The sequence below is a fragment of the Promicromonospora sp. AC04 genome, assembly GCF_003058225.1.
Lineage (GTDB): Bacteria > Actinomycetota > Actinomycetes > Actinomycetales > Cellulomonadaceae > Promicromonospora.
The window spans coordinates 172821-195131 of record NZ_QBUG01000009.1 but is presented as its reverse complement, the minus strand read 5'-3'; the positions used below and the strand labels follow the sequence as shown (position 1 = coordinate 195131).

Genomic DNA, 22311 nt, shown 5'->3' with positions numbered 1-22311 from the left:
ACCAGGTTCAGGGCGAGCACGGGACCATGGCGTCATGAAGCCCCTCGACCCCCGTCTGCTGCAGCAGGTCCGCGCGGCCCGCTGGTACGTGGCGCTCACGGTCGGGCTCGGCGTGGCGGCGGCCGGACTGATCGTCGCGCAGGCCCTGCTCATCGCGGCCCTGCTCGCACCGGTGGTGAGCGGGGACGGCACGTCGGGGCCCGCGATGGCCTGGTCGTTCGCGGGGCTGGCGCTCGTCGTCGCAGGGCGGGCCGCCGTCGCCTGGGCGCAGGAGCGGTACGCGCTGCGCGCCGCCGCCCGGACGATCGCCGAGCTGCGGCACGCGGTGGTCGAGGCGTGGGCGCTGCGCGGGCCGCGGGCTAGCTTGGCGACAGGGGGCGGCGGGGCCGGTGGGACGACGGCGGACGGCGGGGCCGGTGTTCCGGCGTCGGGCGGCGGGGCCAGTGTTTCGGCGTCGGGCGGCGGGGCCGATGTTCCGGCGTCGGGCAATGGACGGGGCGCGAGCCCGGAGGCCGAGGTGGCGACCCTCGTGACGCGCGGGCTCGACGCGCTCGAGCCGTACCTCGTGCGCTATGTGCCGCAGCTGGTGCTGACGGCGCTGGTCACGCCCGCGCTCGTCTGCGTGGTGCTCGGCCTGGACTGGGTCTCAGCGGTGATCGTGATCGTGACGCTGCCGCTCGTACCCGTGTTCATGGTGCTCGTGGGGCGGCTCACCGCGGGGACTTCCGAGCGGCGGCTCGCCACGGTGGAACGGCTCGGCGCCCAGGTGCTCGACCTGGTCGCCGGGCTGCCGACGCTGCGGGCCTTCGGGCGGTCGTTCGGGCAGGGCGAGCGGGTGCGCGCGCTGGGCGAGGCCTCCAGCAGGGCCACGATGGGGACGCTGCGGATCGCGTTCCTCTCCTCGATGGTGCTCGAGCTGCTGACGACACTGTCGGTGGCGATCGTCGCCGTCGGGGTGGGGCTGCGGCTCGTCGAGGGCGCCATCCTGCTGCAGCCCGCGATCGCTGTGCTCGTGCTGGCGCCTGAGGTTTATCTGCCGCTGCGGCGGGTCGGGGCCGAGTTTCATGCTTCCGTCGATGGGGTGGCGGCTGCTTCGAAAGCGTTCGCGGTGCTTGGTTCCGTCCGGTCGGAGGGTTTGGCGGACGCGAACCCTCCGATGGATGGGGCTGGCGGTGCTCTCGTGCTGGAGGGGGTGTCCGTGCGAGCTGGTGGGCGTGGGGTGCTGGCGCCGGCCGGGCTGTCTGCGCGGATATCGCTCGGAACCGGTGAGGCCGGGGGTGGGCGGGTTGTCGCGCTGCGGGGGCCCAGCGGGTCGGGCAAGTCGACGGCAGTGCTGGCGATTCTGGGGCTGTTGACGCCTGACGCCGGGCGGGTCGGGCTGGTGCCGCGCGGTTCCCTCGACGACGGCGCTCTGCACGACCTGGCCGACGTGTCCGCAGCGGGGCTCGCGGGCTGGTGGGCGGGGCTCACGTGGGTTCCGCAGCGACCGACGCTCCCGCCGGGGCGGCTGCGCGACGTCGTGCTGGACGGTGTCTCAGAACCGGACTCTGACTCGGACTCCGAGCGGGCGCTTGTCTCGGCGGCGCGGCTTACTGGGTTGGACGCCGTCGTCGAGGCGCTGCCCGAGGGCTGGGACACGCGGGTCGGGCTGGGTGGCGTGGGGCTGTCCGTGGGGCAGCGCCAGCGCGTCGCGCTCACGTCCGCCCTGCTCGACGACGCCGCGACCAAGCCGCTCGTGATCCTCGACGAGCCGACGGCGCATCTCGACGCACGCGGTGAGCAGGCGGTGCTCGACACCGTCCGGGCCTGGCGTGATGCCGGCCGGACCGTGCTGGTCGTCGCGCACCGGGCGTCGCTGCTCGGGCTCGCGGACCAGGTGGTCGACGTCCGCGCTGCGCCGGATCCTGCGGCGGGTCCGACAGAGGATCCGGACGCCGGGCTTGCTGCCGGATCGGCTGCCGGACCTGTGACGGGGCCTGTTGCCCGGCCTGACGCCGGACCCATGACCGGAACTGTTGCCCGGCCTGCTGCCGGACCTGTTGCCGGACCTGTTGCCCGGCCTGACGCCGGACCCATGACCGGACCTGATGCCCGGCCTGACGCCCGACCCATGACCGGACCTGATGCCCGGCCTGACGCCCGACCCGTGACCGGGCCCGTGACGGATCGGGAGGCACGATGAACGCCTCCCTCGCCCAGGGCTCGGCCCGCTCGACGCTCTCGGCGCGGGACGCGCGCCACGATCCGCTGCGGCGCATCCTGCCGATGCTGGAGGTCCGGCCGGGCAAGGTCGCGGCCGCGATCGGGCTCGGCGTCCTGGCGCTGGCCTGCGCGATCGGGCTCGCGGCGGTCGCCGCCTGGCTCATCGCGCGGGCGTCGCAGATGCCGCCGGTGCTCACGCTCTCGGTGGCCGTGGTCTCGGTGCGGGCGTTCGGGATCGGACGCGGCGTGCTGCGCTACTGCGAGCGCCTCGCGTCGCACGACGTCGCCCTGCGCGGCATGGCGGCCCTGCGCGCCAACCTGTACGAGCGGCTCGCCGCAGACGACCGGCCGGTCACGGTGAAACGCGGCGAGCTCCTGGCGCGGATCGGCCAGGACGTCGACGACGTCGGCGACGTAGTGGTCCGCGCGATAGTGCCCGCGGGTGTCGCGGTGGTGACGTCGCTCGGTTCGGTGATCCTGCTGGGCGTGCTCCTGCCGGCCGCGGGCGTGGCGCTGGCGTTCTGCCTGGCGCTCGCCGGGATCGTGACGCCGTGGCTCGCAGCGCGTGCGGCGGCCCGGACCGAGGCGCGAGGGGCCGCCGCGCGCGGCGAGGTGACCGCGCTGTCCCTGGAGATCCTGGAGGAGTCGGCGCCGCTGCGCGTCGCTGGACGGTTCGACGCACGGCTGGCCGACCTGGACGGCGCGGACGCGCGCCTGTCCGCCGTCGCCGACGACGGCGCCCGCACCTCCGGGCTCGCCGCCGCCCTGGGGGCGCTGGCCCAGGGACTCGCGGTGCTCGCCGCGCTGGCGCTCGGTATCCCGGCGGCGGTGGCGGGCTCGCTGTCCGTTGAGGCGCTGTCCGTTGTCGTGCTGACGCCGCTCGCCGTGTTCGAGGCGACCGCGGGACTCCCCGCGGCGGCGGTCCAGCTGCACCGGTCACGCGAGGCGGCGCGGCGGCTGCTGGCGCTGCTGCGCGAGGATCTTCCGGCCGCACACGCGCCGGAGCGCTCGTCGGGCCACGTGTCAGACGCACGAGTCACCGAACCGACCTCGGGTTCCGGCGAGTCAGGAACGGCGAGCGCGGGCACGGCCGGGACGTCCGGTGCAGCGGGCGCAGCAGAGCCAGCCGGCACAGCACGCACAGCGGGCACAGCAGGCACAGCACCGACAGCGGGGGCAGCGGGGGCAGCGGGGGCAGCGGGGGCAGCAGGCACAGCGGGGGCAGCAGGGCCAGCCGCCACAGCACGGGCAACAGGGCCAGCAGGGGCCGACGGCGGCGCGCTGCTCGTGCTCGATGACGTCGCCGCCGGCTGGCCCGACGCCGACGGCCTGCCGCGCACCGCCCTCGAGGGCGTGTCCCTCACGCTGCGGCCGGGGTCGGTAGTCGCGCTGGCCGGGCCGTCCGGCGTCGGGAAGACGACGCTGCTTATGACGGCGGCCGGGCTGATCCCACCGGTGGGCGGCGCGGTGTGGTCGGCAGAAAGGCAGAAGGTCGGCCACCGATCTTCTGACGAGCTACCGACCACGCGCCCGGATGCGCTGTTCGTCGCCGAGGACGGGCATGTCTTCGACACCACTGTGCTGGAGAACCTGCGGGTCGCGCGCGGTGACGTCACGCCCGAAGAGGCCCGGACCGCCCTCGGCGCCGTCGGGCTGGGGGCGTGGCTCGCCGCCCTGCCGGAGGGCCTGGACACCGTGGTCGGCACCGACGCGGCGGCGGTCTCGGGCGGCGAGCGCCGTCGGCTCCTGATCGCCCGGGCGTTCCTGTCCCCGGCGCGCGTGCTGCTCGTGGACGAACCCGCCGAGCACCTCGACGGTGACACGGCAGACGCGCTGGTGCGCGCGGTCGCCGGCCACGCCCGCGAGACCGGCCGGGCCGTGCTGCTGGCGACCCACCGCCTCACACCGCTGGCGGCCGCAGACGAGGTCCTCCTCCTGGCGGACGGCGCCCACCAGGCGCCCGGCGCTCCGGCGAGGGTCACTGCCCGCGGCAGTCACGAGCACCTGCTCGCCACCGACCCGGGCTACGCCTGGTCGGCTGCCCAGGAAAGCGTCGAGCCGACGCTCTCCTGGTAGTCGGCGCTCCCCTGCGAGGTCGGCAGTTGGCATCGAGGTCGGCTCAGGCCTGTACCGATCTCGATGCCAACTGCCGACTCCAGGGTGCGAACTGCCGACCTCGCGGAGGTGTGAGCGCGGTTAGCGGGCCAGCACCGCCATGGCCGCCGCGCGGCCCGGGATGCCGCTCACTCCCCCGCCTCGGCGCGCGCCCGCGCCTGCCAGCAGCACCCGCGGGTGGTCGGTCTCGACGCCCCAGCGGCCGGCGTCGGCGTCGGACTCGGCGAACGGCCAGGTCAGGTCGCGGTGGAAGATGTGCCCGCCCGGCAGCCCGACGTCGCCCTCCAGGTCGACGGGGGTGCGCACCTCCAGGCAGGGCGCGCCGTCGGCGTCGAGGGCGAGCACGTCCTCGATGGGCTCGGCCAGCACGGAGTTCAGGGACGCGAGGGTGGCCCTCAGGGCCTGCTCGCGGGCGCCGTCGGGGTCCGCGCGGAAGAGCCGCGTCGGCATGTGCAGCCCGAACAGGGTGATGGTCTGCGCCTCGGTCGAGGCGAGCGACGGGCCGAGGATCGTCCGGTCGGACAGCGTGTGGCAGTAGATCTCGCTCGGCGGCAGGTCGGGGATGCGCCCGGCGGCGGCCTGCGCGTACGCGTCCTGGAGCTGGGTCAGGGACTCGTTGACGTGCAGCGTCCCGCTGAACGCGGCGACGGGGTCGACGTCGTCACGCAGCCGGGGCAGGCGCTTCAGCAGCATGTTCACCTTGAGCTGGGCGCCCTCGGGGTACGACGCCGGGAGCTCGCCCTCGGCGTTCGGCGCACCGTCCGGCGTGCCCGGACCGGGGCCGCCACCGAGATCGGCGGTTCGGCCGACATCGCTGCCGAGGCCCACGCCGCGGCCCCCGCCGGCGCCGGCCAGCAGCCGGTCCAGCTCGGTCGGCGCGCACCCCGCGAGCACGTGCCCGGCGGTCACGCCCTGGGTGCGCCCGTCGGCGTCGGTCCAGGCGACCTCCACGCCGGAGACGCCCGGGTCCACTGCGGTGACGGTGGCGGAGGTGACGATGGTCGCGCCGGCGGCCACGGCGGCGTCGTGCAGGGCGCCCGAGACTGTGCCCATGCCGCCCACCGGCACGTCCCAGTCTCCGGTCCCGTTGCCGATGACGTGGTAGAGGAAGCAGCGGTTCTGCCGCAGGGACGGCTCGTCGACGTCGGCGAACGTGCCGATCAGGCCGTCGGTGGCGGCGACGCCGCGCACGACGTCGTCGGCGAAGGTGCGGCGCAGGACCTCACCGAGGGGCTCCTCGAAGAGCGCGCGCCAGGCATCCTCGCCCACGCCGTCGGCCACGAGGTCCCGGACCGCGGAGCGCGGGAGCAGGGGCTCGGTGAGCGTGGGCGCCAGACGGCGGGCCACCTCCGCGGTCATCGCGTAGAAGCGGCCCCAGGCCTCGAAGTCCGCGTCGGAGCCGGTGAGGCGGCGGAACGAGGCGCGCGTGGCGGCGTCGTCCTGGGTGTCGACGAGGAGGCCGCCGTCGGCCACGGGCGTGTACGAGGAGAAGCGGCGGCGCTTGAGCGTGATCGGAAGCGCGAGCTCGTCGACCACCCGGCGCGGCAGGAGCGAGACGAGGTAGGAGTAGCGCGACAGCCGCGCGTCCACGCCGGCGAAGGGCCGGGCCGAGACGGCCGCGCCGCCGACGTGGTCCGCACGCTCCAGGACGAGGACGGAGCGGCCGCCGCGGGCCGCGTAGGCCGCTGCGGTGAGGCCGTTGTGACCGGCACCCACGATGACGACGTCGTACCGGGCGCGCGTGGAATCAGGCATGCACGCCATGGTGGCACGGGGCAGCGATTGCCAAGAACGTTCCATCACAGGACGGTATGTGACCCAATCGTGACTTTTACGCGGAAGGCCGGTACGGTCGTGACACCTCGCCAGCAACGGCGGGGTCCAGGTCCGGACGCCGAGCCCTGTCACCGGACCTGAGCAGCTACGTCGTGACAGGGGCGGGGGAACCAGGTAAGCCGGGCACGCGAGTGTCCTTGGGGTGAAGCCTCCTTGTGAGGCCGGGTGATCGCTCTCCCCATCCGAACCCGACAGCTCACTTCGTAGGCGTCCGAGGAGATCACTGGTGACCGTACTCACCGACCGCACCCACGACTGGGCGGACGACCAGACAGACCGCCCAAGCAACCGGGGGCGGCACCGCGCCGAAGGCCCCGCACTCACCCCCTTCACCGCCCTGACCCAGACCGCAGCCGAGAATGCCGCCCGTACCGGCGCCATCGCGGTCGTCACGTCCGGCATGCTCGCGTCGGTCTTCACCCAGACCGCCCACACCGCGCCCGCCGAGACGCAAACCCAGGCCACGCTCGCCAACGCCACACCGGTGAGCAACACGGTCGACACCACTACCCGTGCAGGCCTGGCCGAGAACCTCGTGACCAAGGTCAAGGTCAACCAGGACGCCGACTTCTGGGCCGAGCGCGGACGAGTGTCCGTGACGCCGTACGCCGAGACCGAGGCCGGCATCGCCGAGGCCAAGGCGAAGGCAGAGGCCGAGGCTCGCGCCAAGGCCGAAGCCGAGGCCAAGGCACAGGCCGAAGCGGAGGCTGCCGCAGCCGCCGAGGCCGCGGCCGAGGCCGCAGCGGAAGCCGAGGCCGCAGCGGAGGCGGAAGCCGCCGCAGCCGCGGAGACCTCCGCGGAGGCCGCCGACCTCGGCCAGCAGGCAGTCAACCTCGCCCTCGAGTACGTGGGCATCCCCTACGTGTACGGGGGCTCCTCCCCCAGCGAGGGCTTCGACTGCTCCGGCCTGATCAACTACGTCTACGCCCAGCTCGGCGTCGACCTCCCGCGCAGCTCCAGCGAGATGGCGACCGTCGGCTACCAGGTCTCCGCCGCGAACGCCCAGCCGGGCGACATCGTGTGGACGTCCGGCCACGTCTCGCTCTACGCGGGCGACGGCATGGTCGTCGAGGCCCAGCAGGAGGGTGTCCCGGTGCAGTACACCGAGATGTGGCAGACGAACCCGGTGTTCATCCGGGTGACGGGCTGAGGCTTCCCCCAGCCGGCCCGACCTGCCCGTCCCCGGGCACGGGGTGTGCGCCCAGCAGCGCGACGCACCCCGTGCTCGGTGGACCGGCCATGTCCGGTAACGTCCCCGGCGTGAAGATCCTCGTACCGGACGTGCCGTTCGACCTCGACTTCCCGTCTCTGCTGCCCGACGCCGGAGCCTCCTTCGGGCCCGGCGGCACCGACACCGTCGTCGCCTACACGATGAACGAGCCGGTCCCCGAGGAGCACACCGACGCCGAGGCGCTGATCACCTGGGCCAACCCGCCCAAGCTGCTCGCCGACGCCGCCCGCCGGCTCACGAAGCTGCGCTGGGTGCAGACCCTGTCCGCGGGGCCCGACGTCGCGCTGCGCGCCGGGTTCGGGCCCGACGTCGTCATCTCCTCCGGCCAGTCCCTGCACGACGACACCGTCACCGAGCACGCCCTGGCCCTGATCCTGGCGACGGTCCGGCGGATCGACGTCTCCCTCGCCGCGCAGCGGGAGCACCACTGGGCCAAGGAGATCGCGTTCGCCCAGGCGGACCCGGTCACCGGCCCCGAGTACACGCTCGACGGCGCGCGCGTGACGATCTGGGGCTTCGGGTCGATCGCCCTGCGGCTGGCGCCCCTGCTGACCGCGCTCGGCGCGCAGGTCACGGGCGTCGCCTCGCGCGCGGGCGAACGCTCCGGGTACGCCGTGGTGGACGCCGGCGGCCTCGACGCGCTGCTGGCCGAGACCGACCTGCTCGTCTCGCTGCTGCCGGCCGTGCCCGCGACCCGGCACGCCCTTGATGCCCGCCTGCTGAGCCTGCTGCCGCCGGCCGCGCGCTTCGTCAACGTCGGCCGGGGGGCGACCGTGGACGAGGCGGCGCTCATCGACGCCCTTCGTACCGGGCGACTCGCCGGCGCCGCGCTCGACGTCATGGAGACCGAGCCGCTGCCCGAGGACTCGCCGCTGTGGGACGTGCCGAACCTGATCCTGACGCCGCACGTGGCGGGCGGGCGGCCCCGCGGCGCGGCGCGGTTCCTGGCCGAGCAGCTGACGGCCTGGCGCGCCGGCGGCGAGCTCCGCAACGTCACCGCACGGTAGGACGGCACGAGACGGCCGAACCTGTCACGTGCTGACGGTTGCCCAACCGGGGGTTACGAGTCCACCGACGGGCCGATGGACTCGTAACCCCCGGTTGGGGCCATCAGAGGACCCGACGCCCAGCCGGCGGTCAGAGGCCGCGCGGGCGGGGCTGGCAGACCGGGCAGCTGAACGAGGAACGGTTCATGAACGCGTCGCGGCGCACCAGTGCGCCGCAGCGCCGGCACTCCTCGTTCTCGCGCCCGTACACCGCCAGCGACCGGTCGAAGTATCCCGACTGCCCGTTCACGTTGACGTACAGCTCGTCGAAGCTCGTGCCGCCCTGGGCGAGTGCCTCGCGCATGACCTCGGCCGCCGACTCCAGCACGCGGCGCACGTCCGCGGCCCTCAGCTTGTCGGTCGCCCGGGCCCAGTGCACCTTGGCCCGCCACAGCGCCTCGTCGGCGTAGATGTTGCCCACGCCGGACACTACGGTCTGGTCCAGGAGCGCCCGCTTCACCTGGGTCCGACGGCGGCGCACCCGCCGCACGAGATCGTCCAGGTCGAGGCTCGGGTCGAGCAGGTCACGGGCGATGTGCGCCACGGGTTCCGGCAGCACCGGCAGGTCCGAGCCGTGCCCGGCGGGAAGTGCGCCGCCGTCGGGCACCAGGTCGTGGACGCTCAGGTGCCCGAACGTCCGCTGGTCCACGAAGTCGAGGTATCGCGCGCCGGACGGCGCGCCGTCCAGATGCAGGCGGACACGCAGGTGCGGGTGCTGCCAGTTGTCCCCAGGGTCCGCTTCCGCACCGCGCACCAGCAGCTGCCCCGACATGCCCAGGTGCGCCAGGAGCGCCGCCGCAGGGCGGTACTCGACTGGCTCGGCCGTCGGAGCGGACTCTGCTGGCGAGGAGGGCTCGGCCACCGGCGCAGGCTCTGCCGGCGTAGAGGACCTGGCGGCCCGAGCGGACTCGGCCGCGGGAGCAGGCTCGGGCAGTGAGGAGGGCTCCGCGAGCGGCAGCCAGAGGAACTTGCCGCGGCGCACCGCGGCCGTCAGGCGTCGGCCGGTGAGCTGGTCACGGAACGAGTCCGGACCGCCGTCGTGCCGCCGGACGCTGTACTCGCGGAACACCTCGACGTCGCGCACCACTGCGCCGACGACGAGGCGGTCGAGACCGTCCCGGACGGTCTCGACCTCGGGAAGCTCAGGCACCGGAGGCCGGGGTCTTGCTCCCGGAGGCGTTCCCGGAGCCGCTCCCCGGCGCGGCCGCGTCGCCGTCCCCGGCCTTGGGCAGCGGGAACTTCTCCAGCAGGGCCCGGTAGGTCTCCTCGGCGGCGCCCTGCTCGGCATGCTTCTTCGCGCTGCCGGAGCCGGAGCCGTAGGTGACGCCGTCGATCACGACCGTCGAGTGGAAGATCCGCGCGTGCTCGGGACCCTCGAACGTGGCGACGTAGTCGGGTGAGCCCAGGCCGCGCTCGGCGGAGGCCTCCTGAAGCGACGTCTTCCAGTCCAGCCCTGCGCCCAGGCCGGCGGCGACGTCGAGCGTCGAGTCCACGAGCCGGTGCACCAGCGCGCGGGAGGTCTCCAGACCGTGCGACAGGTAGGTCGCGCCGATCAGGGCCTCGACCGTGTCGGACAGGATCGAGTCCTTCTCGAAGCCGCGCGTGCGGATCTCGCCCTTGCCGAGCAGCACGTACTTGCCCAGGCCGAGGGTGCGCGCGATCGCGGCGAGCGCTCGCTGCGACACCGTCGCGGCGCGCATGCGCGCCAGGTCGCCCTCCGACTGGTCCGGGTGACGCCGGTACAGCGCCTCGGTGACCACCAGCCCCAGCACCGTGTCGCCCAGGAACTCCAGACGCTCGTTGGTGGGGATGCCCCCGGCCTCGTGCGCGAACGACCGGTGGGTCAGTGCCAGCACAAGAAGCTCGGGGTCCAGATGGACCCCGAGCTTCTCGAGCAGCGCGGTAGGTTCCGGCCTCGCCGGCGACGTCCCGCCCTTGGCCACGTCAGCCCGCGTGAACGGTCTTCAGGGCGTCGCGGTACGTGCGGCCCTTGTAGGTGCCGCACGTCGGGCACGCCGTGTGCGGCAGCTTGTTGCCCTGGCACTGCGGGCAAGTGGTGAGGGTCGCTGCGGTGGTCTTCCACTGCGAGCGACGCGCACGGGTGTTGCTGCGCGACATCTTGCGCTTCGGAACAGCCACGGCTAGCTCTCTTTCGTCTCGTCCGACACGCTCGTAGATTCGAGCATGCTCTGTAGCGCCGACCAGCGAGGGTCGACTACGTCATGGTGATGACCGGGGTCGTCAGCCAGGCGGGCTCCGCACTCGGAGCACAGGCCCGGGCAGTCCTCCCGGCACAGCGGTTGAAATGGTAGTGCAGTCACGACCGAATCCCGAAGCGAAGGCTCCAGGTCGGCCATGTCGTCCTCGTTCAGGACTGACTCTTCGTCCTCTACGTCGTCGTCCCCCGCCTTGGCCGACGCAGCGGCCTTCTCGGGGTAGGCGAACAGCTCGGTGACGTCGACCGTGAGCTCACGGGTGATGTCGTCGAGGCAGCGGCTGCACTCGCCCTTGGCCGTGCCGCGGACCGTGCCGGAGACCAGCACGCCCTCCATCACGGATTCGAGCCGCAGGTCCAGCTCCAGGTCAGAGCCTTCCGGGATACCGATCACGGCGGTGCCGAGGTCCGACGGCGCCTGCACGGTCATGCTGTGCGTACGCATCGATCCGGCACGCCGAGAGAGCTCGTGCGTGTCGAGCACGAGCGGCGAGTTCGGTTCGCGGGAAATAGCAGGCTCCGATGAGGGCAGTATCCAACAGGGGCAGCGCCCGAGTGGACGATGAAGGGGGGTGGACCGGCGCATAACCTCACGCCACGGACCAAAGGCCAATCCTACGACATGGATCGGGCCTCACGCGCGCCCGTGGCGAGTGAGAGGCCTCACGAGCCGGTGGGCAGCTGCCCCAGTGCGGACCGCAGGGCCTCCGTGACCCCCGCCGGAACCAGGTCGTCGACCGGGCCGCCGTGCCGTGCGATGTCCTTGACCAGCGACGACGCTATGTGCGCGTACCGCTGGTCGCCCGGCAGGAAGATCGTCTCGACGCCCGACAGGTGCCGGTTCATGAGCGCCATGGGCTGCTCGGCATCGAAGTCCGCGCCCCCACGCAGGCCCTTCACGACGGCGACCGCGCCGGCCTCCCGGCAGAAGTCCACCAGCAGTCCCGGCACGACGGCGACGTGCACGCGCGCCATCGTGGGCTCGGTCTGCGCGGCGCCGAACACGGCCGCGCGGACGAGCTCCGCGCGCGTCTCCAGGTCGAGCAGGCCGGACTTGCCGGGGTTCTTGGCGACGCCGACGATGACGTCGTCGAACATGGTGGCAGCGCGGCGCACCACGTCGAGGTGGCCGAGAGTGATGGGATCGAACGACCCGGGGCAGACGACGGTGGTCACGCGTCCACGCTATCCGACGGTCGTATGTCCGTCGGGCCAGTGTCCGACGGGCCAGTGTCCGACGGCCCTGTGTCCGACGGCCCTGTGTCTGACGGCCCTGTGTCTGACGGCCCTGTGTCTGACGGCCCTGTGTCGATCGACTCCGCGTCCGTCGGCTCCGCGTAGTAGACCGCCGTCTCCCCGTAGTCCTTGCGCGCGAACGCGGCCAGGCCGTCCGGCCAGGCCGGCTCGGGGGTGCGGGTCGAGCGCTCGACGACCACGACGGCGCCGTCGGCCAGCACGCCCGGCGCGGCCAGGTGCGTCAGGACGACCGCGAGCGCGTCCTCGGCGAGGTCGTAGGGCGGGTCGAGGAAGACGAGGTCCAGCGCTCCCACGGTGCGTGACGCCGCGCCTGGGTCCGACGCCGCGCGTGAACCCGACGTGGCGCCTGAGGCTGGCGCCGCCCCCGGCCGCGCGCCCGCCAGCGCCGCCGCGAACCGCTCTGCGGTCTCCGTGGCGACGCGCACCGCGGTCAGCCCGAGCGCGGCGACGTTCTTGCGCGCGACGTCGGCCGCGGGGCGCGCGCTGTCCACGAGGGTCACCGACGCCGCACCACGACTGGCGGCCTCCAGCCCGAGCGCGCCGGAGCCGGCGTAGAGGTCGAGCACGCGGGCGCCGTCGAGCACGCCGAGGTGCTCCAGGCGGGAGAAGATCGCCTCGCGGACGCGGTCGCTCGTGGGGCGGGTGCCCTTGGGTGGCACCGCGATGGTGCGGCCGCCAAGGGAGCCCGCGACGATCCTGGTCACGCCCGCGAGCGTAACGGACAACGCCACACCGCCCCCCTCCACCTGACCCCCCCCGCCGACTGCATAGCTGGTCGGCGCCCATTCGTCGACTGCAGACTTGGTTGCGGTTTGAGGGCCCCTAGCCGCAGCAAAGTCTGCAGTGGGCGCTCACGACCGTGACCAGGTCTGCAGTCGAGCAGCCTTGGGCTACGACCAGGGCGTGTCCACGTGGGCTATTACCGGAAGGTGGTCGCTGGCCGTCCGGCCCAGGGCCCGTACATCCGTCACCGTGGCGCCGCGCGCGAGGACGTGGTCGATCTGCGCCACCGGGAAGACCGCCGGGTAGGTGAACTCGAAGCCGGTGGTCGGCGCGGTGACGAGGTTGGTCAGCGGCGCGATCGCGTCGTCGGCCAGGACTGCGTTCAGGTCCCCCGAGACGATGACGGTCTCGTTCTTCTCGGCGTTGACCGCGTCCGCCAGCTGCTGCGCGCTCGCGTTGCGCAGCTCAGTCTCGAAGCCGCCTGGCCCGAACCGGACGGACGGCAGGTGTGCCACGTACAACGCGGCGGCAGCGTCGTCGCGCTGGATCACCACGCGCAGGCCGCGGTCCCACGAGGCGTCGATGCCCTCCGGCCGGATGTCCACGGCCCGCGCCCCCTTGAGCGGGTACTTCGACCAGACGCCGACGGTGCCCTGCGTCTCGTGATGCGGCAGGGTCTCGCCGAACGCCTGCGTGAACTGCTCCGCCGTCGCGTCGGACACCTCGGTGAGCGTCACGACATCCGGCTCGGCGGCGAGCAGCACCTCCGCGGTGCCCGCGATGTCGGTGTTGGTGTCGCTGACGTTGTGCTGCACCACGGTCAGGTCGCCCGGATCCGTCTCCACCTGGCGCACCTGCGGCAGGAAGACCCAGATCCAAGCGGCCAGCGGCAGCAGGACGGCAAGAACCGCGAGGGCAGACCGCCTCAGCAGCGCCGCGAGGACCCCGAGCGGCACCGCGAGGCCGAGCCATGGCAGGAACGACTGGACGAGGCTGCCAAGGTTTCCCCAGCGGTTCGGCACGAATTCGTTGGCCACGAGCAATACGGCGGCCACGACGGAGCCAAGTGCCAGCAGCCTCCCGCGCTGCCAGGCGGTCTTCGCGGGCCTGCCGGTGTGGATCGCATGCCTCGCGTCGACCGTCATTGGCGGGGACTCTATCGGCTGTGTGTTTCAGGCGTAAGAGGCTCCGTCGGTGCCCACCGACGGAGCCTCCATGGAACGGGCCATCCCTTTCACCCGTGGAATTTCACCCTGCTGAGGATCGACCCGCAGGTCACGCGCGCTCCAGGAACTCCTCCTGGTCCTCGTCGAGCTGGGCGCGGATCGCGTTGGCGAGCTCCGGGAACTCCGTCAGGTCGGGGGACGCGCTCACGACGTCGGCTGCCGCGGTGCGTGCCTCCTCGATGAGGCCGGCGTCCTTGACCACCCTGAGCAGGCGCAGCGAGCTGGCCCGGCCGGACTGCGCGGCGCCGAGCACGTCGCCCTCGCTGCGCAGCTCGAGGTCGAGGTTCGCGAGCTTGAAGCCGTCGGTGGTCTGGGTCATGGCCTCCAGCCGGGCGTAGGCGGGTGAGCCGGGCTCGGCGTCGGACACCAGGAGGCACAGGCCCGGGTCGGTGCCACGCCCTACCCGCCCGCGCAGCTGGTGCAGCTGGGAGATGCCGAAGCGGTCGGCGTCGAAGATCACCATGGCGGTGGCCTCGGGGACGTCCACACCCACCTCGACCACCGTGGTGGAGACCAGCACGGGCGCCTCGCCCGAGGCGAACCGGGCCATGGCCGCGTCCTTCTGGTCGGGCGGCATCTGCCCGTGCAGGACGCCGATCTCGACGCCCGCCAGCTCGGGCCGCGAGCGCAGCTCCTCGACCACCTCGAGCACGGCGCGCAACGGCGGGCGGTCCGCCGCGCCCTCGGCGCCCGGGCCGGACGGGTCCAGGAACTCCGGCACGTCGTCGAAGTCCCTGGTCGTGGCCGTGCCCTTTGCTCCGGTGCCCTTAAGACCGCCGGGGCCCGCGGCCGGCTCCTCGTCCGGGTGGATCCGCGCGCAGACGACGTAGGCGCGGCGGCCGGCGTCGACCTCCTCGCGTACGCGGGCCCAGGTGCGGTCGGTCCAGCGGACGTTCCCCGCGGGGACCGCGACGGTGGTGATGCCAGCGCGCCCGGCAGGCACCTCCGTGAGGGACGACGTCTCGAGGTCGCCGAAGACCGTCATCGCGACCGTGCGCGGGATGGGCGTGGCGGTCATGACCAGGAGGTGCGGCGACACGCGCCCCTTGGCGCGCAGCGCGTCCCGCTGCTCGACGCCGAACCGGTGCTGCTCGTCCACGACGACCAGGCCCAGGTCGGCGAACTGCACGTGCTCCGACAGCAGCGCGTGCGTGCCGACCACGATCCCGGCCTCGCCGCTCGCGGCCTGCAGCAGGGCCTCCTTGCGGGCCTTCGCGCCGAGCGAGCCGGTCAGCAGCGCCACCCGGGTGCTCGCACCCGTGCGCTCCGCCCCGAACAGCGTGCCGCCGTCGGCCATCGGGCCCAGCAGGGCGCGCAGAGTCCTGGCGTGCTGCGCGGCGAGCACCTCGGTGGGAGCGAGCAGCGCGGCCTGGCCGCCGGCGTCGACCACCTGGAGCATGGCCCGCAGCGCGACCACCGTCTTGCCGCTGCCGACCTCGCCCTGCAGCAGCCGGTGCATCGGGCGGGGGCTGGCGAGCTCGGCCGCTATCTCGTCGCCCACCTGGCGCTGGCCGTCGGTGAGCGTGAACGGGAGGGACGCGTCGAAGTCCGCGAGAATGCTCGGCTTCCCCTCGGGCAGCGGAGGCCGGGCGGTGGCGTCCTCGGCCGCGGTGCGGGCGCGGCGCTGCGCGAGCGCGGCCTGGAGCACGAACGCCTCCTCGAACCGCATCCGGTGCCGGGCCTGGTACGCCTCCTGCAGCGTCGCCGGCCGGTGCAGGCTGCGCAGCGCGGCGGCCCGGCCGGGCAGGCCCTGGCGCTGCCTTACATCGGAGGGCACCGGGTCCGGCACGTCGTCGTCGGCCAGCGTGTCGAGGACTACGCGCAGCGCGCCCTGGACCTTCCAGCTCGGGATGCCCGCGGCGGCCGGGTAGATCGGGATGGGCTTGGTCGCGTGCTCCAGCAGCGCCTCGTCGCTGTCGAGGTCGGACTCCTCCCCCATCAGCGTGAAGTCCGGGTGCGTGAGCTGCCGCGTCCCTCTGTACAGGCCGACGGTGCCCGTGAACAGGCCCTTCGCCCCCGGGACCAGGCGCTTCTCGTGGTTGTAGAGCGAGCCGCGGTGCTTGCCGAAGAAGGTGAGCGACAGCCGGCTGCTCCCGTCCGTCACCACCGCCTCCATGAGCGCGCCGTTGCGGTTGCGCATCGGCCGGACGGTCGCCTGCTCCACGCGGGCCAGGATCGTCACGTGCTCGCCCACCTGCAGCGCCGCGATGTCCGAGAGCGCGCCCGGGTCGGCGTACCGGCGCGGGTAGTGGCCCAGCAGGTCGCCGACGGTGGCCAGCCCGAGCTTGCCCAGCGCGGTAGCCGTCCGCTTGTCGAAGGCCCGCTCCAGCCGCTCGTCCACTCGCTCGGTCATGCGTCCCCCTCCAGGCCGTGCCCCTCCAGACCGTCCTCGCCCAGACCCTGGCCGACGCCGGACTCCGTGCCCAGCCACACCCCGTCGCCAGGACGTCCGGTCGCCAGGACGACGAGCTCCGCGTCGGGCGCGCGCTCCGCGAGGACCGCGGCGAGCCGCTCCGGCAGGCCGTCAGGAACGTCGGCGTCGAGCAGCGCCGTCGCCACGGTGGTCTCGGGGCCGGCCGCCGCTCGCAGCGCGTCGATCGCATCGGAGCCCCGCACGGCCACCACCCCCAGCCCGGCGAGCGCCTCGTCCACTATGGCGCGCGCATCGACGGGGTCCGGGCCACCGGACAGGTCCGGCAGGCCGATCGGCAGCAGCGTGCCCAGGGCGGCGAGCGCCACTACCGCATGCACGTCGGTCGGCGTCGGCACCGTGATCATCTCGTCGACGTCGAGGTGCTCCTCGGCCCCGGCCGTCACGTCCGGCGCCCCCAGGAGCAGCACCCGGCGGGCTCCGGTCGACGCGGCGGCGCGGCCGACGTCGTCGGGGGTCAGGGCCTCCACGGTGCTGTCGACCCCACCCGTGAGGAGCACGACGGCGCCCGCGTGCGCCAGCTCCGCGGCCAGCCCGGGGGCCGACGTCGCCGCCACGACGCCCCACTCGTGCTGACCGGCCGCCGCCAGGTGCCGCACGTACACCTGGGCAAGGGATCCCGCGCGCGCCGCGGACGCCGCGATCGCGAGCGCCTGGTCGAGGTGGTCGGTGTGCACGTGGGCCTGCCAGACGGCCGCCCCGGTGCCGGCGTCCCCACCGACCACGACCACCGAGTCGCCGACCTCGGCGAGCGAGCCCCGCAACCGGGCCGCGACGGTCTCCGACGCCTCCCCGGGCGGCCCGGTGAGCACGAACATGAGCTCGAGCGCACCCGCGCCGGCGTCGGCATCGTGCGGCTCGATGCCGGACGCCTCGGGTACCGGCGCCGCGGACGCGACAGGACCCGGAGCGCTCGGCAGCGCACCGGCGTCGAGGAGCTGGTCCAGGTTCACGGCATCCATGGTGCCGCCCACCACTGACACTCCGCCCGCTGCGGGCCCACTCCCGGCCGGCCCGCTCGCCGCGCCACCCGCCGCCTCCGCCTCGGCCGCCGCGACGACGAGCGCGTCGAGCACGAGGACCAGCCCCAGCGCTCCGGCATCGAGCACGCCCGCCGTGCGCAGCGCGTCGAGCTCGTCGCGGCTCGCCCGGGCGGCCGTCCGCGCGGCGGCAGCGGCGGCGGTCACGGCCTGCAGCGGTCCGGCCACCCCGTCGGACGCACGCGCGGCGGCCGCCGCGGCGTCGGCGGCCGTGAGGATGGTGCCCTCGGCCGGCCGCGCCACCGCGGACCTGGCCGACGTCGCCGCCCGCGTGAGCAGGTCCGCCGCGCCGCCTCCGCGCCGGGCCGCGACCGCAAGCCCGCGCAGCCACTCGCTGAGGATCACGCCGGAGTTGCCGCGCGCGCCCAGCAGGGCGGCCCGGGCGAGCGTCGCCAGCAGCTGCGCTCCCGTCGCATCCGCCGGCGCACCAGCGACCGCCAGGTCACCCTCGCGGAGCGTCAGGTAGAGATTGGTGCCGGTGTCGGCGTCGGCGACGGGGAAGACGTTGACCCGGTCGATCGCGTCGCGCTCCCGCCGCAGGGCCGCCGTCGCACCACGGGTCCAGGCCCGTACCAGGCCCGGATCCTCGAGCCGGACACCGGACGGGAACGGCTCCGGACCAGGACCAGCCGTCCGGCTGCCGCTGTCGACGTCGGTCACGCTCTGCCCTCCTGCACCTGGCGCTACAACCCGCTCGGACGGATCCCACCGTACCCAGCGGCGGAGGCGATAGCGTCCGGCCATCCACAGGCCCGGCCCCGAACCGGGTGTGACGCACCACCCCGCGGCTACGGTTTGAGGGCGCGGCCTGCGATCAGGTACTCTGTCGAAGTTGCCTGGTCCGCCAAGAAGCGTTGATTGCTCCGAAGCGTCCGGGCGTCCCCCTCAGACCATCCATCACGTCGTGCTGTCGTTCTGCACACGTGCACGACATTCAGGAGACACCGTGGCTGCCAACTGCGACGTCTGCGGCAAGGGCCCGGGCTTCGGGCACAGCGTTTCGCACTCTCACATCCGCACCAAGCGCCGCTGGAACCCGAACATCCAGCGCGTCCGCGCGATCGTGGCCGGAACGCCCAAGCGCGTCAACGTGTGCACCTCCTGCCTCAAGGCCGGCAAGGTCACGCGCAAGGTCTCGGCCTGACGCTGCCGCAGCCGGGTCGCTGACGCGACCCGCAATGCTTGACGAAGACGCTCGCCGGGTCATCCCGGCGGGCGTTTTTGACGTTCCCGAACCTTCATCTGAAACCAAAGAAGTAGTTGCGCTTAGCACCCCGCGGTGAAAAGGTGAGGTCATGATGGCACCGGAAGACGTGACCATCCGCCCAGCAACGACGACCGACGCCAAAGCCATCGCTCGTGTCGACATCGCCTCCTGGCGTGGTGCTTACTCAGAGATCCTGTCCGACTCCTACCTGGCCTCGCTCGACGTCACCGACCGGGCCCGGCAGTGGACCGCGGCCGTGGCCGCGCCCGACACCACAGTGCTCGTCGCCGAGGACGAGAGCGGCACCGTCGGGTTCACCAGCGTGGGCCCGTCCCGCGACGAGGACGCCGAACCCGGCGACCTCGAGATCTACGCCATCTACCTGCATCCCCGCGCGTGGGGCAGCGGCGTGGCGCGCGACCTGATGCGCACCGTGCTCGACGGCCTGAAGCCGGGCGTTGTCGTGTCCCTCTGGATCCTCCAGGGCAACGACCGCGCGCAGCACTTCTACCGGCGGCACGGGTTCCAGCACGACGGCACCGAGCGCATCGACGACATCGGCGGCCGCCCGCTCACCCAGCTCCGCTTCCGCAAGCGCTGACCCACCAGCAGCCCCGGCCGCCTCGCGAGGTCGGCACACCGCATCGAGATCGGCACAGGCCTGGACCGATCTCGATGCAGAGTCACGACCTCGCGGGAAACTGCCGGCCTCAAGCCCGGAAGTGGTCCCAGCCCGGGCCGACGGCGGGCTCCTGGCCGCCGATCGTGACGGGCGGCACCCCAGGCCCCGCGTGCTCGGCATCCAGCACTCGGCCGACGGCGGCCCAGCCCTCCGGCAGCTCGGTGGCGGCCGGGAACGTCGCGAGCAGGCCGTGGTCCTCTCCCCCGGCCCAGACCCATCGGTCGACCACCCCGTCGATGTCCGAGTTGCCCGGCCCCCATCCCGGGTCGCCCAGCCCCGTGGCCGCGGCGACCGCCCGTGCCGCCGAGCGCAGCGCTTCCCGGTCCGCGGCGAACGTCCCGGTGTCGAGGTCGATCCGCACGCCGCTCGCGGCGGCGATCCGCCCGGCGTCGCGCAGGAGGCCGTCGGAGAGGTCCAGCATCGAGGTCGCCCCCGCCCGGGCCGCTGCGATGCCCGCGGCGAGCGGCGGGTCGGGCCGCAGGTACGCGGCCACCAGCCGCTCCCACGCGTCCTCGAGCAGCACGCCGTTTGTGACCTCCAGCGGCGCCGGGGAGAGCGGCGCCCGCACCAGCCCCGCCTCCAGGAGCGCCAGCCCGGCAGCCGACCAGCCCCGCACTCCGGCGTGCGCGACGACGTCGCCCGGCCGCGCGCCCGACCGCAGCACCGGCGGGCGTCCCTCCAGGTCACCGTGCACGGTGACGCTCACGACCAGGCACGGGCCACCCGACAGGTCGCCGCCGACGGCGCCCGCACCGACGGGCGCGCAGGCGTCGGCCAGGCCCCTGGCCAGCCCCGTCACCCACTCCAGGTCGGTGTCGCCGGGCACCACGAGGGACGTGACCAGCGCGGTGGGCCGCGCGCCCATCGCCGCGATGTCGGCGAGGTTCTGCGCGGCGGCCCGCCGTCCGACGTCGTACCCCGTGGACCAGCGGGCGCGGAAGTGGCGGTCCTCGACGAGCACGTCGGTCGAGACCACGAACCTGCCGTCGGGCGCCGCGAGCACGGCGGCGTCGTCGCCGGGTCCGAGCACCGTGGCGCTCCCCCGGGGAAGCAGGGGAACTATGCGCTCGAGGATCTGCTCCTCGGAGAGGTCACGGACGCGGGTCACTGGTAGACCTTAAAGGCCCGCCCCGGCCGACCCCGACCGGGCGCGCCATGCGGACCCGGGCGCGCGGGTGGTGTGCGGGTCGCCGGGGACGGGCACTCGCCGCAGGCGGGTAACGTATCTCCGTGCTTCCCGCCCGGATCAACGCCCCTCGAGTCGTCGCCGCAGTGACCACCGCCGCTCTCACGATCGGGGCGCTGGGCGGATGCGCACGGACGATCGGCGTGGAGGTCGCGCCGGACGCCGCCGACCCGAAGTGCGCGGAAGTACTGCTCGCCGTCCCGGACGAGCTCGGACCGGACCTGCCGAAGGTACGGACCAATGCCCAGGCCACCGCGGCCTGGGGCGAGCCGGGCGGCGCCGTCACCATGCGCTGCGGCGTCGAGCAGCTCGGCCCCTCCGGGGACTGCCAGCACGTGGACTCGGGCGACGGGACCACCGTCGACTGGATAGTCACCACCGACGACGAGGGCACCTGGTCGTTCGTCACCTACGGCCGCGACCCCGCGGTCGAGGTGGTCGTGCCGCCAACGGTCACCGAGGACCACTCGACGTCGTTCATCGCGGACCTCGCCGGCGCCGTGACGCAGATACCTGCCACGAAGGAGTGTCAGTGAGCCCGACCGCAACCTCGGCTGCAGCACCGTCCGCGTCACCCGCCGCGGCGCCGGCCGGCGCAGTCGCCCCGCCGGTGCAGTCCCGGCGCGAACGGTTGCGCGACGAGCTGCGGCGTGAGGTGCTCGCCGCGGCGCGCCACCAGCTGGCCGGGCAGCACGGCCTGAGCAAGCTCACGATGGCCGCCGTCGCGAAGGAGGTCGGCGTCACCCCGCCCGCGCTGTACCGGCACTTCGAGAACCGGCAGGACGTCATAGCGCAGCTCTGCGTGCTGATCGTCGAGGAGGTGCTGGACCAGCTCGGCGCCGCCGTCGCCCGGCAGGAGCCCGGCGACATCGCGGCGGCCCTGGTGGCCTCGACCCGGACCTCGCTCGACTGGGCGGTCCGGAACCCGGCGGAGTTCGACCTGGTCATCGGCTCGGGCATCCGCTCGGAGCTCGCCGACAGCCGCGCGCTCCAGCGCCGCATGGCCGAGATGGTCGGCGGCCACTACGTGCCGCTCTTCCGCGAGCTGGCGGCGTCGGGCATCGAGTACGCGGCCGACGACGAGCTCGACCCGGAGCTGGCCGAGCAGGTGCGCCGCTACCGCGACGCGGTGGGCGGGCACGACCTGCCGCTCGGCGTCGCCCACCTCATGGTGACCAGCTGGCGGCAGGTCTACGGCCTGCAGTGCATGGCCGTGTACGGGCACCAGGAGTTCGCGTTCGGCGACCACGTGGCGCTCCACGAGGACCTCGTCTCCTCGCTGCTGGTGCGGTTCGGCCTGGATCCGCACCCGACCGTGCACTGAGCCGGCGCACGGCGGCCCGCCGTCAGATCAGCCCGCAGTCAGATCAGAGCGCCAGCGGCTCAGCGCGCCATCGACTCCTTGCCGGTCTCCATCTTGTGCAGCGCGTCGGCGTTCGAGATCACCTGGATGGTCCCGTTGTAGGACAGGGCCGGGTTCTTCATCGCCGCGCCCAGCAGCTCGGCCAGGGCCCCGAGATGCCGGGGGTCGTGCGCGCAGATGCGGTGCACGTGCTGGGTGGCGGTGACCAGCTGCAGGGCGAAGACCGGGTACCGCCACACCGGCTTCCAGAACTTCGTGAGCTGCCACGCCCGCGCCGCCGGCCAGCCGAGGCCTGCACAGGCCAGGGCCACGGCGGCCTCCCACGGCACCTCGGCGCCCACGAGCCCCAGCAGCAGGGCCACCACGGCGAGTATGCCGAACGGGTAGGCCACCTGGTTCGCCCATGGACCGATCGGCTGGGGCTTCGCCACACCGACCACCTCGACCCGCACGATGTTGCTCAGCGCAAAGGTGGTCAACCCGATGGTGAGCATCCCGTTGGCGACCCGCACCTCACGCGCGGCGTACTCATAGCGCTGCCGGCCCCACAT

General features: G+C 73.6%; 19 protein-coding genes, 1 pseudogene and 1 riboswitch. Of the genes and pseudogenes, 8 read left to right on the top strand and 12 right to left on the bottom strand.

The window, feature by feature from the left end:
* Nucleotides 1-34: 34 nt before the first annotated feature.
* Nucleotides 35-2182, top strand: a complete 2148-nt coding sequence (cydD, locus tag C8K30_RS22430; RefSeq protein ID WP_233257371.1) for a thiol reductant ABC exporter subunit CydD — start codon at nucleotides 35-37, stop codon at nucleotides 2180-2182.
* Nucleotides 2179-4278: an amino acid ABC transporter ATP-binding/permease protein gene (locus C8K30_RS22425; protein WP_199230642.1), complete on the top strand. Its 2100-nt coding sequence runs from the start codon at nucleotides 2179-2181 to the stop codon at nucleotides 4276-4278. The genes cydD and C8K30_RS22425 overlap by 4 nt, the downstream gene beginning before the upstream one ends.
* A gap of 120 nt (nucleotides 4279-4398) precedes the next feature.
* On the opposite strand, the gene C8K30_RS22420 is transcribed toward C8K30_RS22425, so the two are convergent.
* Nucleotides 4399-6081 (bottom strand): NAD(P)/FAD-dependent oxidoreductase, encoded by a 1683-nt coding sequence (locus C8K30_RS22420; protein ID WP_108495106.1) that lies wholly within the window; start codon nucleotides 6079-6081, stop codon nucleotides 4399-4401.
* 119 nt (nucleotides 6082-6200) lie between these two features.
* Nucleotides 6201-6376, top strand: a riboswitch (cyclic di-AMP (ydaO/yuaA leader).
* Between the two features lie 3 nt (nucleotides 6377-6379).
* On the opposite strand from C8K30_RS22420, the gene C8K30_RS22415 reads away from it, so the two are divergent.
* Nucleotides 6380-7303 (top strand): C40 family peptidase, encoded by a 924-nt coding sequence (locus tag C8K30_RS22415; protein ID WP_108495105.1) that lies wholly within the window; start codon nucleotides 6380-6382, stop codon nucleotides 7301-7303.
* Nucleotides 7304-7413: 110 nt separating this feature from the next.
* Nucleotides 7414-8391 carry an NAD(P)-dependent oxidoreductase gene (locus tag C8K30_RS22410; RefSeq protein WP_108495246.1) on the top strand — a complete coding sequence of 326 codons (978 nt, stop codon included), beginning with the start codon at nucleotides 7414-7416 and terminating at the stop codon, nucleotides 8389-8391.
* A gap of 130 nt (nucleotides 8392-8521) precedes the next feature.
* On the opposite strand, the gene mutM is transcribed toward C8K30_RS22410, so the two are convergent.
* The 9 genes and pseudogenes from mutM to C8K30_RS22365 form a co-directional block, all read right to left on the bottom strand.
* Nucleotides 8522-9580: a bifunctional DNA-formamidopyrimidine glycosylase/DNA-(apurinic or apyrimidinic site) lyase gene (mutM, locus tag C8K30_RS22405; RefSeq protein ID WP_108495104.1), complete on the bottom strand. Its 1059-nt coding sequence runs from the start codon at nucleotides 9578-9580 to the stop codon at nucleotides 8522-8524.
* Nucleotides 9573-10373: a ribonuclease III gene (gene rnc, locus C8K30_RS22400; RefSeq protein WP_233257370.1), complete on the bottom strand. Its 801-nt coding sequence runs from the start codon at nucleotides 10371-10373 to the stop codon at nucleotides 9573-9575. Before rnc ends, mutM begins: the two co-directional genes overlap by 8 nt.
* Before the next feature lies 1 nt (nucleotide 10374).
* Nucleotides 10375-10569 carry a 50S ribosomal protein L32 gene (rpmF, locus tag C8K30_RS22395; protein WP_108495103.1) on the bottom strand — a complete coding sequence of 65 codons (195 nt, stop codon included), beginning with the start codon at nucleotides 10567-10569 and terminating at the stop codon, nucleotides 10375-10377.
* Between the two features lie 2 nt (nucleotides 10570-10571).
* Nucleotides 10572-11129, bottom strand: coding sequence for a DUF177 domain-containing protein (locus C8K30_RS22390; protein WP_199230655.1), 558 nt, complete (start codon nucleotides 11127-11129; stop codon nucleotides 10572-10574).
* Nucleotides 11130-11308: 179 nt separating this feature from the next.
* The gene (coaD, locus tag C8K30_RS22385; RefSeq protein WP_108495102.1) at nucleotides 11309-11821 is read right to left on the bottom strand and encodes a pantetheine-phosphate adenylyltransferase; all 513 of its coding nucleotides are present in this window, start codon (nucleotides 11819-11821) and stop codon (nucleotides 11309-11311) included.
* A gap of 149 nt (nucleotides 11822-11970) precedes the next feature.
* A pseudogene (locus C8K30_RS22380) lies at nucleotides 11971-12606 on the bottom strand (RsmD family RNA methyltransferase); the annotation flags it as partial.
* Nucleotides 12607-12792: 186 nt separating this feature from the next.
* A complete protein-coding gene (locus C8K30_RS22375; protein ID WP_108495101.1) occupies nucleotides 12793-13770 on the bottom strand; it encodes an endonuclease/exonuclease/phosphatase family protein in 978 nt (325 codons plus the stop codon).
* Between the two features lie 130 nt (nucleotides 13771-13900).
* Complete coding sequence (locus C8K30_RS22370; RefSeq protein ID WP_108495100.1) at nucleotides 13901-16204, bottom strand: ATP-dependent DNA helicase RecG; 2304 nt, start codon at nucleotides 16202-16204, stop codon at nucleotides 13901-13903.
* Nucleotides 16201-17982, bottom strand: a complete 1782-nt coding sequence (locus C8K30_RS22365; RefSeq protein WP_233257369.1) for a DAK2 domain-containing protein — start codon at nucleotides 17980-17982, stop codon at nucleotides 16201-16203. Before C8K30_RS22365 ends, C8K30_RS22370 begins: the two co-directional genes overlap by 4 nt.
* A 286-nt stretch (nucleotides 17983-18268) precedes the next feature.
* On the opposite strand from C8K30_RS22365, the gene rpmB reads away from it, so the two are divergent.
* Both rpmB and C8K30_RS22355 read left to right on the top strand, forming a co-directional pair.
* Nucleotides 18269-18466, top strand: coding sequence for a 50S ribosomal protein L28 (rpmB, locus tag C8K30_RS22360; protein ID WP_020013756.1), 198 nt, complete (start codon nucleotides 18269-18271; stop codon nucleotides 18464-18466).
* A gap of 151 nt (nucleotides 18467-18617) precedes the next feature.
* Complete coding sequence (locus C8K30_RS22355) at nucleotides 18618-19130, top strand: N-acetyltransferase family protein (RefSeq protein WP_369940855.1); 513 nt, start codon at nucleotides 18618-18620, stop codon at nucleotides 19128-19130.
* Nucleotides 19131-19239: 109 nt separating this feature from the next.
* On the opposite strand, the gene C8K30_RS22350 is transcribed toward C8K30_RS22355, so the two are convergent.
* Nucleotides 19240-20319 carry a thiamine-phosphate kinase gene (locus tag C8K30_RS22350; protein ID WP_108495098.1) on the bottom strand — a complete coding sequence of 360 codons (1080 nt, stop codon included), beginning with the start codon at nucleotides 20317-20319 and terminating at the stop codon, nucleotides 19240-19242.
* Between the two features lie 122 nt (nucleotides 20320-20441).
* On the opposite strand from C8K30_RS22350, the gene C8K30_RS22345 reads away from it, so the two are divergent.
* Both C8K30_RS22345 and C8K30_RS22340 read left to right on the top strand, forming a co-directional pair.
* Nucleotides 20442-20933, top strand: a complete 492-nt coding sequence (locus C8K30_RS22345) for a DUF3515 family protein (RefSeq protein ID WP_199230639.1) — start codon at nucleotides 20442-20444, stop codon at nucleotides 20931-20933.
* Nucleotides 20930-21721, top strand: coding sequence for a TetR/AcrR family transcriptional regulator (locus C8K30_RS22340; RefSeq protein ID WP_158281099.1), 792 nt, complete (start codon nucleotides 20930-20932; stop codon nucleotides 21719-21721). The genes C8K30_RS22345 and C8K30_RS22340 overlap by 4 nt, the downstream gene beginning before the upstream one ends.
* Nucleotides 21722-21780: 59 nt before the next feature.
* Here C8K30_RS22340 and C8K30_RS22335 read toward each other — a convergent pair whose 3' ends face one another.
* Nucleotides 21781-22311 (bottom strand): DUF6232 family protein, encoded by a 531-nt coding sequence (locus tag C8K30_RS22335; protein WP_108495095.1) that lies wholly within the window; start codon nucleotides 22309-22311, stop codon nucleotides 21781-21783.

Bases quoted from the DNA above. Each gene is read 5' to 3' on its own strand.
- cydD (WP_233257371.1), top strand. From the start codon at position 35: ATGAAGCCCCTCGACCCCCGTCTGCTGCAGCAGGTCCGCGCGGCCCGC.
- C8K30_RS22425 (WP_199230642.1), top strand. From the start codon at position 2,179: ATGAACGCCTCCCTCGCCCAGGGCTCGGCCCGCTCGACGCTCTCGGCG.
- C8K30_RS22420 (WP_108495106.1), bottom strand. From the start codon at position 6,081: ATGGCGTGCATGCCTGATTCCACGCGCGCCCGGTACGACGTCGTCATC.
- C8K30_RS22375 (WP_108495101.1), bottom strand. From the start codon at position 13,770: ATGACGGTCGACGCGAGGCATGCGATCCACACCGGCAGGCCCGCGAAG.
- C8K30_RS22370 (WP_108495100.1), bottom strand. From the start codon at position 16,204: ATGACCGAGCGAGTGGACGAGCGGCTGGAGCGGGCCTTCGACAAGCGG.
- C8K30_RS22355 (WP_369940855.1), top strand. From the start codon at position 18,618: ATGATGGCACCGGAAGACGTGACCATCCGCCCAGCAACGACGACCGAC.
- C8K30_RS22335 (WP_108495095.1), bottom strand. From the start codon at position 22,311: ATGTGGGGCCGGCAGCGCTATGAGTACGCCGCGCGTGAGGTGCGGGTC.